This window comes from Stenotrophomonas sp. CCNWLW57, from assembly GCF_037203925.1.
GTDB lineage: Bacteria > Pseudomonadota > Gammaproteobacteria > Xanthomonadales > Xanthomonadaceae > Stenotrophomonas > Stenotrophomonas rhizophila_A.
On record NZ_JBBCBJ010000001.1, the window covers coordinates 523173 to 536230 of the forward strand.

Here is a 13058-nt window from a genome sequence, read left to right on the forward strand (position 1 = left end):
ATACGTTCACGAATGGTGGACGCGGCGCTGGGCAGAGTGACTCCACTTCACTGAATCCCTCCAAGGATAGAACGATGCGCCTGCTTCCCCTGCTCGCCCTGCCGCTGGCCATGGCCGCCCTCACCCACGCCACGTCCGCGAGCGCGGCCGAAGGCGATGACCGCTTCGCCCTGCGCCTGGGTGCGATGAACATCGACTCGGACAACACGATCCGGGGCAACACCACGGTGCTCGGCCAGGATGTGGGCTTCTCCGAGGACTTCGGCCTGGGCGGCAAGGAATGGGAGCCGCGCATTGACGGCCTGTTCCGCATCAGCGACCGCCAGCGCCTGATCTTCAACTACTTCAAGTACGACAAGGACCGCCGCGAAACCCTCAACGACGGCATCAGCTTCGGCGGCGAAACCGTGCCGGCCGGCAGCTTCGTCAAGGGCGAGCTGAAGTACCAGGTGGCCAGCCTCGTGTACGACTACTCGGTGGTGGACACCGAGAAGTTCGACCTCGGCCTGCAGCTGGGTGCGGAGTACGCCAAGGTGAGCACCAAGGCCTACGCCGACCTGGGCACCGTGTACCAGGGCGAGTTCCTGGACGAGAAGGCCGACGGCGTTGCGCCGGTGGTCGGTGCGCGCTTCACCATCACCCCGTCCGAGAAGTGGATGATCACCGCGCAGGGCCAGTACCTCAACACCGACTGGGGCAACTTCGATGACTACGATGGCGACCTGACCCGCGCCAACGTGATCGTGGATTACAGGTTCACCGACAATTTCGGCATCTTCGCCGGCTACGACTGGTTCCGCCTCGACGTCGACCAGACCGGCAGCGATGGCACCATCGGCCTGAAGCAGGAATTCAAGGGCCCGGTGGCCGGCATCAGCGTTTCGTTCTGATCCAACCGTTGGTTGGTGTGTTACCGCACGAAAAACCCGGCGAAAGCCGGGTTTTTTGTTTGAACCGGTCTCACGACCAACGGTCGTGAGCTACCGAAATAAAAGAAACCCGGCTTTCGCCGGGTTCCTTTTATTTCTTTTTCGGGATGTACAGATCGGTGATGGTGCCGTCGTAGATTTCCGCGGCCATCGCCACCGATTCGCTCAGCGTCGGGTGGGCGTGGATGGTGTGGCCGATGTCTTCGGCTTCGGCGCCCATCTCGATGGCCAGGCCGATTTCGGCCAGCAGGTCACCGGCGTGCACGCCGACGATCGCGCCGCCGATGATGCGGTGGGTGTCCTCGTCGAAGATCAGCTTGGTGAAGCCTTCGGTGCGGCCGATGCCGATCGCGCGGCCGCTGGCGGCCCACGGGAACTTGGCCACGCCGACCTTCAGGCCCTGCGCCTTGGCTTCGGTTTCGGTCACGCCGACCCAGGCGATTTCCGGGTTGGTGTAGGCCACCGACGGAATCACCCGCGCCACCCACTCCTTTTTCTCGCCCGAGGCCACTTCAGCGGCCAGCTTGCCCTCGTGCGTGGCCTTGTGGGCCAGCATCGGGTTGCCGACGATATCGCCGATGGCAAAGATGTGCGGCACGTTGGTGCGCATCTGGCGGTCCACCAGAATGAAGCCACGCTCGGTGACGCCCACCCCGGCCTTCTCCGCGCCGATCTTCTTCCCGTTCGGCGAACGGCCCACGGCCACCAGCACACGGTCGAAGGTGCCCTGCTCCAGGCCCGGCTTCTCGCCTTCGGCAGCGGCGTCGAAGGTCACGGTGATGCCCTTCTTGTCCGCGGTCACGCCGGAGGCCTTGGTCTTGAGATGGACCTCGACGCCCTGCTTCTTCAGGCGGTCGGCCAACGGCTTGACCAGGTCCTTGTCGGCACCGGGCATCAGCTGGTCCATGAATTCCACCACGGTCACCTTGCTGCCCAGCGCCGCGTACACGGTCGCCATTTCCAGGCCGATGATGCCGCCACCCACCACCAGCAGCGAGCCGGGAATGTCCGCCAGTTCCAGTGCGTCGGTGGAATCCATCACGCGCGGGTCGTCCCACGGGAAGTTCGGCAGCTTCACCGCCTGCGAACCGGCGGCGATGATGCACTGCTGGAAGCGCAGCAGCTGGGTCTTGCCGTCGTCGCCGACGATCTCCAGCTCATTGGCCGAGACGAACGTGGCCACGCCCTGCACGGTGCGCACCTTGCGCTGCTTGGCCATGCCCGACAGGCCCTTGGTCAGCTGGGTGACCACCTTTTCCTTGTAGCCGCGCAGCTTGTCCAGCGTGATCTTCGGTGCGCTGAATTCCACGCCGAAATCGCCCGCGTGGGCCACTTCGTCGATCACCGCGGCCGCATGCAGCAGCGCCTTGGACGGAATGCAGCCCACGTTGAGACACACTCCGCCCAAGCTGGCATAGCGTTCGATCAGCACGGTGTCCACGCCCAGGTCGGCCGAGCGGAACGCAGCGGTGTAACCGCCCGGGCCCGCCCCCAGCACCACCATCTGGCATTCGATGTCGGCCGGCTTGCCCGACGACAGCGCCGGCTGCGGCGCGGCCGGTTCGGCCGGGGCGCGGTGCGACGGGGTCACCGGCGGCTTGCTGGCCGGGGCGGCTGCCTTGGGCGCTTCCGCCGCAGGCGCGGCCGGGGCGGCAGCGGCGCCTTCGGCGTCCAGCACCACCACCACATCGCCCTCGGACAGCGTATCGCCGAGCTTGACCTTGATTTCCTTGACCACGCCGGCAGCCGAAGACGGCACTTCCAGGGTGGCCTTGTCCGATTCCAGCGTGACCAGGCCCTGGTCCTTCTTCACCGTGTCGCCCACGGCGACCAGCAGTTCGATCACCGGCACCGCGCTGTAATCGCCGATGTCGGGAACCTTGATTTCAATAGCGGCCATTCGTCTTCTCCTGGGTCTCAGCCGGCGTTGCCGGCGAGCAGTTGCTGCAGTTCGTCGAGCGACTCGTCCAGATCCTGCCAGCGACGGTCGAGCTTCTTTTCCTTGGTGTCGCTGGCTTCGATCAGCAGCGCCACCTGTTTCATCATCAGTTTGCCGGCGCCGCACTCCCAGCGCGGGCCGCTGTAGCGCTCGCCAGCCACCTGGAAGGACAGCACCTCACCGTCGGTCACCGGCGCCTTGCGCCCTGCCGGCACACCCGAATCCAGCGCGGCCTGCCAGCTGCGCACCAGGCGCTGGGCCAGCGCGGCGGGGATGGCGACCTGGTACTGGTCCGGTTCCTGGTCCACGCGCAGCTCCACGCCACCACCGCGTGCACTGTTGTTCCAGTTGTACACGCGCTTGTCGGCCTCGCTGTAGCGCAGGGTCCACGCCTGGTCCTGGCTGCCGGGCAGCAGCGCCACGCCGGCTTCCACCCCGCCCTTGGGCAGGATGGTCAGCGCCAGCGCGAGCTGTGCCTTGCCGTTGAACAGGGTTTCCACGGCCTGGCCGTAGTTGCCCACCGCCGGCGGCCAGCCGCGGCCGATATCGGTCGTGCACGCGGCGGACGCGCCGGGCGCAACAACCAGGGCGGCCAACATCACCGCAACGCCCGCCAGGCGCTGCCTCACAGCAGCACGCGCCGCATGTCGGCCAGCACCTGCGACAGGTACGTGGTGAAGCGCGCGGCCAGCGCACCGTCGATGACACGGTGGTCGTAGCTCAGCGACAGCGGCAGCATCAGCTTCGGAGCGAATTCCTTGCCGTTCCAGACCGGCTGGATCGAGGACTTGGACACGCCCAGGATGGCGACTTCCGGTGCATTGACGATCGGGGTGAAGGCGGTGCCGCCGATGCCGCCCAGCGAGCTGATCGAGAAGCAGCCGCCACTCATGTCGGCCGGGCCCAGCTTGCCGTCGCGCGCCTTTTTGGCCAGCTCGCCGGTTTCCTGGGCGATCTGCACCACGCCCTTCTTGTCCACGTCGCGGATCACCGGAACGACCAGGCCGTTCGGGGTGTCAGCAGCGAAGCCGATGTTGAAGTACTTCTTCAGCGTCAGGTTTTCACCGGCCGCATCCAGCGATGCGTTGAATTCCGGGAACTGCTTCAGCGCCGCGGCGCTGGCCTTGATCAGGAAGGCGAGCATGGTCAGCTTGATGCCGGCCTTCTCGTTTTCCTTGTTCAGCGCCACGCGCAGGCCTTCCAGGTCGGTGATGTCGGCCTGCTCGAACTGGGTGACGTGCGGGATCATGGCCCAGTTGCGCGCCAGGTTGGCGCCGGAGATCTTCTTGATGCGCGACAGCGGCTGGGTCTCGACTTCACCGAACTTGCTGAAATCGACCTTGGGCCACGGCAGCAGGTTGAGCCCACCACCCGCAGCGACCGTGCCACCGGCAACGGCGGCGCCACCGCCGGTCAGCGCCGACTTGACGAACTTCTGCACGTCGGCCTTGGTGATGCGGCCGCCCTTTTCGGTGCCGGTCAGCTGGTTGAGGTCCACGCCCAGCTCGCGGGCGAACACGCGCACCGCCGGGGTGGCATAGGGCACCTTGGACGGCAGCACGCTGTCGGCGTTGAACTGCACCGGCGGGCTGCTCGGGGCACCGGCCGAGGGGGCGCTGGCGATTTCGCGCGCCGCCAGCTTGTCCGGCTGGGCCGGCACGGCGACCGGTTCCACCTTGGTGCCGGTTTCGGCAGCGGCCGGGGCGGCGGCAGCGGCGGCCTGGCTCGGCGCCGGGGCGGCGGCGCCCTCGGCTTCGATGATGGCGACAACCTTGCCCTGCGACAGGGTGTCGCCGACCTTGACCTTGATTTCCTTGACCACGCCGGCAACCGACGACGGCACTTCCATCGTGGCCTTGTCCGACTCGAGCGTGACCAGGCCCTGGTCTTTCTTGACGGTATCGCCGACGGCGACCAGCACTTCGATCACCGGGATATCGGTGTAATCGCCGATGTCCGGCACCAGCGCTTCCACCGGGCCACCGCCGGCAGCAGCCGGTGCAGCGGCGGGCGCGCTCTGGGTGGCCGGGGCCGGGGCGGCAGCAGCAGCAGCCTTGGCCGGGGCGGCAGCGGGTGCCGGCGCAGCCGCCGGGGCAGGCGCTGCGGCTGCGTCAGCCACTTCGATCAGGGCCACGACCTTGCCCTCGGACAGGTTGTCGCCGACCTTGACCTTGATTTCCTTGACCACGCCGGCGACCGAGGACGGCACTTCCATCGTGGCCTTGTCCGACTCGAGCGTGACCAGCCCCTGGTCCTTCTTGACGGTGTCACCAACGGCGACAAGCACCTCGATTACCGGGATATCGCTGTAGTCACCGATATCGGGGACAAGTGCTTCCTTGATTTCGGCCATGGGGATAACTCCGGCAATCTGGTGTAGGGAATCGCCTATTGTGGGGGCATGAGGCGTCAGCGCCAACCAGCTTGGGCAATTTTCACCCGCTCTGTCCCGGGACAGCGTGTTGCAGCAGGGATGGGCGCTGCTGCGGCCGGTGTTCCAGTCGGTACCGTATTGTCCCGCTACGGTCCGGCTCAGCCGGCCAGGACATCGGCGACGGGCTGCCACGCCACCTGCAGGCGCGGCAGCGGCCATGCCGCATTCGCCGGACTGGTCGAGGGCAGCGACCACACCGCCAGGGACGCCGCACGGTCGCCCAGCACCGGCAGGATGTAACGCACGAAGGCCGCGTGTGCAGTGGCGCCATTGCAGGCGACCGCCGCGAGGACCGGCAATTGGCCAACCAGATCGGCCACGGCGTTGGGCACTTCGCTGCCGCGCACGATCGCCGCGTCCAGGCTGCCACGCCGCTCGCACTGCCCGATCACATCCCACAGCCCTACGCCCGCCAATTGCAACGCCTGCAGGCGATCAACGTAGGCAAGACCCGCGTTGATCCCGGTCAGCGCCGACATCAACGGCCAGAATCGGTTGCGCGGATGCGCGTAATACTTCGCTGCATGCAGCGATGCCACGCCCGGCATCGATCCCAGCACCAGCACGCGGCAACCTGCCGAAACCTGCGCAGGCAGGCCGATGCACAGCGTTGGATTCGTCACAGTGTCTCCAGATGCATGAATGTCGCGCATTGCATGATCGCGCGCCAGCGCAACGATTTCGCGCTGCTGGCTGAACAGAACAAACTAAATTTTAACGTGCGTCGGATTCGATTCATGTTGCGGGGACTACGTTTGCCTCGCCCCGATGCAACGGGGGCCCAAGAACAAAAAAATACCTGAGGAGATTCCCCCATGCGCTCCATCCGCACCCTGACCCTGGCTACCCTGACTGCCCTTGCCTTCGCACCTGCCGCCTTCGCGCAGGACAGCACCACCGACACCGCGTCGGGCAAGCATTTCGCCGTTGTCGGCGGCGTTGCACTGCTGCAGCCGAAGAATGATCCGCTGGAAGGCATCGACAAGGTCGATGGCGGCCCGGCGCCGACGCTGAGCTTCAGCTACTACATCAACGACAACTGGGCCGTGGAACTGTGGGGCGCAGCTGACAAGTTCGACCACCGCGTGCGCGGCGCCAATGGCCAGCTGGGCACGGTTGAGCAGCAGCCGATCGCGCTGAGCGGCCAGTACCACTTCGGCCAGGCCGACAACGTGTTCCGCCCGTTCGTGGGCGTGGGCTACTACGAGTCGAACTTCAGCAACGAGAAGCTGGCCAGCGACGTCGGCCATATCGGGCTGGAAACCGCCAAGGGCGCCATCGGCACCGTCGGCGTGGACATGAACATCAACAGCACCTGGTTCGCCCGCGCCGATGCCCGCTACATGCATTCGCGCCCGGACCTGACCGTCAACGGCCGCAGCACGGGCGACGAAGCCAAGCTGGATCCGTGGACGGTGGGCTTCGGTATCGGCGCGCGCTTCTAAGCGCTTCCGCTACACGTAGCAATGCAACGGGCCCCTCGCGGGCCCGTTGTCGTTTCTGGCATTGTCCTTTTTACCGGTCGCATTTCGGCGCGGGGCTGTATGCGCGTGAAGTGGACTACCTTGATCGCGGGAATGGGCCGTCGAGCTGTACGATCTGCCATGGCGGCAATCGCGTAGCGTTACCATCGCCAGTGCATCGTGCCGGCCGTACCCCAGGATCCCCCATGGACAAACGCTACGTACTCGCCATCGACCAGGGCACCACCAGCTCGCGCGCAATGCTGTTCGACCGCGCCGGGCACGTCGCCGGGGTGGCGCAGCGCGAGTTCGGGCAGATCTTCCCGCAACCCGGATGGGTTGAACACGATCCGCGCGAGATCCTGACCAGCGTCTACACCACCCTGACCGAACTGCTCAACCGCGAGCAGGTCGACCCGCGCCAGATCGCGGCGATCGGCATCACCAACCAGCGCGAAACAACGGTGGTCTGGGACAAGGCCACCGGCCAGCCCATCCACAATGCGATCGTCTGGCAGTCCCGACAGAGCAACGACATCTGCGAGCGACTCAAGGCCGAGGGGCACGAGCCGCTGATCCGCGAGCGCACCGGGCTGCTGGTGGATGCCTACTTTTCGGCCACCAAGATCCGCTGGATCCTTGACCACGTGGAAGGCGCGCAGGCCCGCGCCGAGCGCGGCGAGCTGCTGTTCGGCACCATCGACAGCTGGCTGGTGTGGAACCTCACCGGCGGCGCGGTGCACGTCACCGACTACAGCAACGCGGCCCGCACGCTGCTGTTCAACATCCATACCCTGGCCTGGGATGATGGGTTGCTGGCGCTGCTGGACATCCCGCGCGCGATGCTGCCCGAGGTGCGCAGCTCCAGCGAGGTGTATGGCACCACCCGTTCGCAGTTCTTCTTCGACCAGCACATTCCGATCGCCGGCATCGCGGGCGACCAGCAGGCCGCGCTGTTCGGCCAGGCCTGTTTCGAACCAGGCATGGTCAAAAACACCTATGGCACCGGCTGTTTCATGCTGATGCATACCGGCACCCGCGCGGTGGCCTCCAGCAACGGCCTGCTCACCACGCTGGCCTGGGGCATCGATGGGCAGGTGGAGTACGCCCTGGAAGGATCGATCTTCGTGGCCGGCTCGGTGGTGCAGTGGCTGCGCGACGGGCTGCGCATGTTCGGCAAGTCCAGCGACTGCCAGGCCTATGCCGAACGCGCGGCCGACAACGGCGGGGTGTACATGGTGCCGGCCTTCGTCGGCCTGGGCGCGCCGTACTGGCGCAGCGATGTGCGCGGGGCGGTGTTCGGCCTGAGCCGGGGCACCACCAAGGAACACTTCATCCGCGCGGCGGTGGAATCGATGGCGTACCAGACCCGCGACGTGCTGGCCGCGATGCAGGCCGATGCGGGCATTGAACTGAAGGAACTGCGCGCCGATGGGGGCGCGATCGCCAATGACTTCATGGCGCAGTTCCAGAGCGACCTGCTGGGCGTGCCCGTGCTGCGCCCGCAGGTGGCCGAGACAACCGCGCTGGGCGCGGCCTACCTGGCCGGCCTGGCGACCGGGTTCTGGAGCAGCCGCGCCGAGATTGCCGAGCAGTGGGCGGTGGATCGCCGGTTCGTGCCGCAGATGGCGGTTGACCGGCGTGAAGCGCTGTATGCCGGGTGGCTCCAGGCAGTGGAAGCGACGATGGGGTTCCGCCCCCCGCGGTAGGAGCCGACCGTTGGTCGGCTCTTCCCCGATCAGAACGCCGGCAGCACCGCGCCTTTGTATTTCTCGGCGATGAAGGCCTTTACTTCCGGGCTGGTCAGCGCCTTGGCCAGCTGCTGCACGCGCGGGTCGTCCTTGTTGTCCGGGCGGGCGACCAGGAAGTTCACGTACGGCGAATCCTTGCTTTCAATCGCGAGCGCGTCCTGGGTCGGGTTGAGGCCCGCATCCAGCGCGTAGTTGGTGTTGATCAGGGCCAGGTCCACCTGGTCGAGCACACGCGGCAGCATCGCCGAATCCAGTTCGCGGAACTTGAGCTGCTTCGGGTTGGCAATGATGTCGCGCTGGGTGGCCAGTGCGTTGGTCGGGTCCTTGAGCGTGATCACGCCGGCCTTGTGCAGCAGGATCAGCGCACGGCTGTTGTTGCTCGGGTCGTTGGGAATCACCACGTCGGCCCCCACCGGCAGATCGGCCAGCGACTTGAAGCGGCGCGAGTAGGCGCCGAACGGCTCGATGTGCACGCCGATCACCTTGGTCAGGTCGGTCTTGCGGTCGCGGTTGTAGGCGTCCAGGTAGGGTTCGGTCTGGAAGTAGTTCACGTCCACCTGCTTCTGCACCAGCTGGTCGTTGGGCTGCACGTAGTCGTTGAAGACCTTTACGTCCAGCTCCAGGCCTTCCTTCTGCAGGATCGGCTTGACCACCGCCAGGATCTCGGCGTGCGGCACCGCAGTGGCCGCAACGACCAGCTTGCTGGAATCGGCGGCGGGCTTGCCGCAGGCGGCCAGGGCCAGCGTGGCGGCCAGCAACGGGAGCAACAGGGTCTTTTTCATGGGGACGGAATCCGGGGGGCTGCGTAGCAGCCAACCATACCGCAAGCCCCGGCCAGCCGGGTATCCCGGCCATATGACCGGGGGGCATGACCGTTATTCGTAATTGCTCAGCGCCATCATCAGCAGCGCCTTGGCCTGCTCGCGCAGCACGGTCGGCTCGATGATTTCCGCGTCCGAACCGTAGTGCAGCACGTCCATCAGCAGCTCACGCGAAACGCTGTAGGGCACCTTGAGCTCGTAGCGGCCGTCGGCCAGGAACCGGCCCTGCTGCTTGGAATGCCAATGCTCGTCGGCCACCCAGCGCGCGGCCTTGGCACTGAAGACGATGGTGGCCCAGCCCTTGGGCGGGCCGGAGAAGATGCCGTAGCTGGCACCCAACTGCTCGTCCAGCTCGGTGTCGTCCACGTCGCGCGCAACCGTGTCGACCACGCGAGCCTTGTAGATGCGGTCCACGGCGAAGCTGCGCAAGCCCTCGCGGCCGTGGTCCCAGGCGTCCAGGTACCAGTTGTCGCGATAGTGGGTCATGCGCTGCGGCGACACAGTGCGCTTGGTCGCCTCGTCGGTGGAACGGGCCCGGTACTCGAACGCCAGCTGCCTGCGCTCGAGCACGGCCGAGGCCACGGCGCGGAAGCTGGCTTCATCGAACTTGCGGCCGCGGTGCGGAATGACCCGCACCCGGTCCACCGGCCAGGTCGACACGCCGGCCTGCGCGGCCAGCAACCCTTCGATGCGCTGCTGCAGCGGCGCCAGCACCGACGACAACACGCCACCGCCGGTACGCGCCAGCAGGTGCTGGGAGGCCAGCAGGGCGTGCAGTTCTTCGGAGCTGAGCCACAGCCCGGGCAGCTCGAACCGCTCGCTCTCGTTGTCCTGGTAGCGGAAGCCGGCCTCGCCATCGCCCTCGACCGGCGCCATCAGCGCATCGCGCAGGAAGGCCAGGTCGCGATAGACGGTGGCGCGCGAACACGCCAGTTTTTCCTGCAGGGTCGCCACCGTGACCGGATAGCGGGCGGACTTCAGCAGACGATGCAGGGCGTTGATGCGTTCATATCGGTCCATGACCCGATTATGTCCGAGTCGCCGCCGTTGTGGCGGCCCGGATCCGAACTTCGGCTATCGTGGGGCCCCCTGCCCGCCCGAACCCCGCCATGCGCCTGCTGCCTGCCGTTGCCGTGCTGTCCCTGCTGCTGTCTGCCTGCGGGCAGGCACCTGCGCCCGCCGCTCATGCAGCCGCCACGCCGCCGGTACCGGTCGCCAGCGATCCCGCACAGGCGGTGCTGGCCGCCAGCCAGCGCTTCGGGCAGCTGCGCAGCTTCCACGCCAGCCTGCACATGCAGGGGCCGCGCACGCTGGACGCCCGCATGGAATTCGTGGCGCCGGACCGCTACCGCCTGCAGACCGACGAGGGCGTGCAGACCATCATCGGCGACACGTTCTTCCTGCAGCGCGCCGGCGAAGTCCGCCAGGTGCCGGTGCCGCCGGGCCTGCTGGCGCAATGGCGCAGCCCGTTGCCGGCTGACGCCACCGCCGCCGAACTGCAGGTTGAAGCGCTGGGCGAGGAACGCGTGGATGGGCAGCCCGCCCGCCGCTACCGCGTGCGCCACGCCAGCGCCGCACCTGACGGCATGCTGTACTGGATCAACGCTGCCGGCCTTCCGGTGCGGATCGAACGCCAGGGCCAGACCCAGGGCAAAGCCTTCAAGGTCACGGTGGATTACAGCCGTTTCGACGATCCCACACTGCAGATCGCAGTGCCCTGAACAGGCGACAAGTCCAAACCTCTCCTAAAGCACGGGCGGGAAAAGGAAAAACGGCGTGAAGGCATCCAGTATCATCACGCGTTGCTCCTCCCCCCTGTTGATCCGGAGAATCGTTGATGTCCCTGCGCGTGACGTTGCTTGCTTCCCTGCTGCTCAGTGCCCCGGCCGCCTTTGCCCAGGACACCACCGACCTGGCCGCGATGACCTCGCCGTGGAGCGGCAGCGGCGGCGAACTCGGGTTTGCCTCCGCACGGGGCAACAGCAACACCGAAAGCGCCAACGGCCGCCTGCGCCTGCGCTATACCGATGACGACTGGGTGCACAGCATGGACCTTTTCGGCCTGCGCTCGCGTTCGGAATACACCGAAACCGCCGACGATGGCACCGTCACCAAGCGCAGCAACACCACCGCCAACCGCTACACCGGCAGCGCCGGCAGCGCGCTGCAGCTGGGCGAGCACCGCCAGATCACCGCCACGGTGCGTTATGAGCGCGACGATTTCGCTACCTACGACCGCCAGAGTTCGTTCGGTCTGGGCTACGGCACCCGGCTGGTGGAAGGCGACCGTTTCTACATGGATGCGCAGATCGGCCCCGGTGTGCGCCGCACGCACAACACCGAAGACGACGAGACCCGTACCGGGCTGATCGGCCGCGGGCTGTTCGACGTGAAGTATTCGCTGACCCCCAATACCGACCTGATCAACACCCTGCTGGTGGAATCGGGCTCGTACAACACCTTCGGCCAGAACGATTTCGGCGTGTCGGTGAGCATGAACGAGCATCTGGCCCTGAAGGCGGCCTGGCAGGCGCGTTACAACAGCGACGTAGCCGAAGACAAGCGCAAGACCGACACCCTGACCACGATGAACGTGGTCTACAAATTCAAGTAATGGGGACAACCGGGATCCGCGGTTGGTTCATCCCGATCCCAATGGGCCCGTAGCAATTCGTAGGTCCGGCCGTTGGCCGGACACCGCGCGCAGCCTCAGACGGCGATCAACTCGCCGGCACCGCCGTCCAGCAGGCCCTGGGCCACCGCTTTTCCGAGCGCATCAGGGTCACTGCCCGGGCCCCGCGCTTCGGCGCGGATCAGCCGCCCGTCGGCCACGCCGCCGACCAGGCCCTGCAGGAACAGATCGTCGCCCTCCCACTGCGCGTAGCCGGCCACCGGCACGTGGCAGCTGCCGTGCAGCGCGCGGTTCATGGCGCGCTCGGCTTCCACGCAGGCGCGCGTACGTGCATCGTCGAGCGCGGCGAACAGTGACATCACCCGCGCATCGTCGCCGTTGCATTCCACCGTGACCGCGCCCTGCGCCGGCGCCGGCAACCAGTCCGGTGCAGCGAGCCGCGCCACGATGCGCCCGCCCAGCCCCAGCCGTTCCAGGCCCGCCACGGCCAGCACGATGGCGTCGTAGCCGCCGTTGTCGAGCTTGGCCAGGCGCGTGTTGACGTTGCCGCGCAGGTCCAGCAGTTCCAGGTCCGGGCGCAGCGCGCGCAGCTGGGCCTGGCGGCGCAGCGAGGAGGTGCCCACGCGCGCGCCTATCGGCAGCGCGTCCACCGAGGCGTACAAGTTGGAAATGAACCCGTCGGCCGGGTCGTGCCGGGTCAGCATGGCCGGCAGCGCGAACGGTACGTCCAGTTCCATCGGCACGTCCTTGAGCGAGTGCACGGCGCAGTCCGCATCGCCCCGCAGCATGGCCAGCTCCAGCTCCTTCAGGAACAGGCCCTTGCCGCCGATCGCGGCCAGCGAGCGGTCCAGCACCTCGTCGCCGCGGGTGCTCATCGGCACCAGCACCACGTCCAGCCCGGGGTGGGCCTGGCGCAGGCGGTCGGCAACGTGTTCGCTCTGCCACAGGGCAAGCGGGCTCTTTCGGGTGGCGATGCGCAGGGTGGTCATGTGCCCATTATCGCCGCCGGAAGGCGTATCGACCAACGGTCGATACCTACCGCGGTGTCGCGCCCGTTCGCCGGTGCATTGCCAACCGGTAGGTCACGAC

General features: G+C 66.8%; 12 protein-coding genes. 5 read left to right on the forward strand and 7 right to left on the reverse strand.

Translation table 11 applies throughout. The features are described 5' to 3' along the window. The first annotated feature begins 74 nt into the window (after positions 1-74). Positions 75-890, forward strand: a complete 816-nt coding sequence (locus V9K91_RS02305; protein ID WP_068854105.1) for a hypothetical protein — start codon at positions 75-77, stop codon at positions 888-890. 130 nt (positions 891-1020) lie between these two features. On the opposite strand, the gene lpdA is transcribed toward V9K91_RS02305, so the two are convergent. The 4 genes from lpdA to V9K91_RS02325 all read right to left on the reverse strand — a co-directional run bounded on the left by lpdA (position 1021) and on the right by V9K91_RS02325 (position 5925). Next, complete coding sequence (gene lpdA / locus V9K91_RS02310) at positions 1021-2829, reverse strand: dihydrolipoyl dehydrogenase (RefSeq protein ID WP_336442616.1); 1809 nt, start codon at positions 2827-2829, stop codon at positions 1021-1023. A 17-nt stretch (positions 2830-2846) separates the two neighbouring features. Next, positions 2847-3467 carry a hypothetical protein gene (locus V9K91_RS02315; protein WP_336442617.1) on the reverse strand — a complete coding sequence of 207 codons (621 nt, stop codon included), beginning with the start codon at positions 3465-3467 and terminating at the stop codon, positions 2847-2849. A 26-nt stretch (positions 3468-3493) separates the two neighbouring features. Beyond that, the gene (gene aceF, locus V9K91_RS02320) at positions 3494-5221 is read right to left on the reverse strand and encodes a dihydrolipoyllysine-residue acetyltransferase (RefSeq protein WP_095363005.1); all 1728 of its coding nucleotides are present in this window, start codon (positions 5219-5221) and stop codon (positions 3494-3496) included. A 179-nt stretch (positions 5222-5400) separates the two neighbouring features. Then, complete coding sequence (locus V9K91_RS02325) at positions 5401-5925, reverse strand: DNA-deoxyinosine glycosylase (protein WP_095363006.1); 525 nt, start codon at positions 5923-5925, stop codon at positions 5401-5403. Between the two features lie 192 nt (positions 5926-6117). Here V9K91_RS02325 and V9K91_RS02330 point away from each other — a divergent pair, with 192 nt between their 5' ends. Then, positions 6118-6747 (forward strand): OmpW family outer membrane protein, encoded by a 630-nt coding sequence (locus V9K91_RS02330; protein ID WP_068854109.1) that lies wholly within the window; start codon positions 6118-6120, stop codon positions 6745-6747. 224 nt (positions 6748-6971) lie between these two features. Next, complete coding sequence (glpK, locus tag V9K91_RS02335; protein WP_249833162.1) at positions 6972-8474, forward strand: glycerol kinase GlpK; 1503 nt, start codon at positions 6972-6974, stop codon at positions 8472-8474. A 29-nt stretch (positions 8475-8503) separates the two neighbouring features. Here glpK and V9K91_RS02340 read toward each other — a convergent pair whose 3' ends face one another. Together V9K91_RS02340 and V9K91_RS02345 are read right to left on the reverse strand one after the other, a co-directional pair. Beyond that, the gene (locus V9K91_RS02340) at positions 8504-9298 is read right to left on the reverse strand and encodes a MetQ/NlpA family ABC transporter substrate-binding protein (RefSeq protein WP_068854111.1); all 795 of its coding nucleotides are present in this window, start codon (positions 9296-9298) and stop codon (positions 8504-8506) included. A gap of 93 nt (positions 9299-9391) precedes the next feature. Continuing rightward, the gene (locus V9K91_RS02345; RefSeq protein ID WP_068854112.1) at positions 9392-10357 is read right to left on the reverse strand and encodes a YafY family protein; all 966 of its coding nucleotides are present in this window, start codon (positions 10355-10357) and stop codon (positions 9392-9394) included. 89 nt (positions 10358-10446) lie between these two features. Between V9K91_RS02345 and V9K91_RS02350 the strand changes: the two genes are divergently transcribed. Both V9K91_RS02350 and V9K91_RS02355 read left to right on the forward strand, forming a co-directional pair. Then, complete coding sequence (locus V9K91_RS02350) at positions 10447-11058, forward strand: hypothetical protein (RefSeq protein ID WP_249833163.1); 612 nt, start codon at positions 10447-10449, stop codon at positions 11056-11058. Between the two features lie 116 nt (positions 11059-11174). Continuing rightward, complete coding sequence (locus V9K91_RS02355) at positions 11175-11951, forward strand: DUF481 domain-containing protein (protein WP_068854114.1); 777 nt, start codon at positions 11175-11177, stop codon at positions 11949-11951. 95 nt (positions 11952-12046) lie between these two features. On the opposite strand, the gene hemC is transcribed toward V9K91_RS02355, so the two are convergent. Next, the gene (hemC, locus tag V9K91_RS02360) at positions 12047-12958 is read right to left on the reverse strand and encodes a hydroxymethylbilane synthase (RefSeq protein WP_095363009.1); all 912 of its coding nucleotides are present in this window, start codon (positions 12956-12958) and stop codon (positions 12047-12049) included. Positions 12959-13058: the final 100 nt, after the last annotated feature.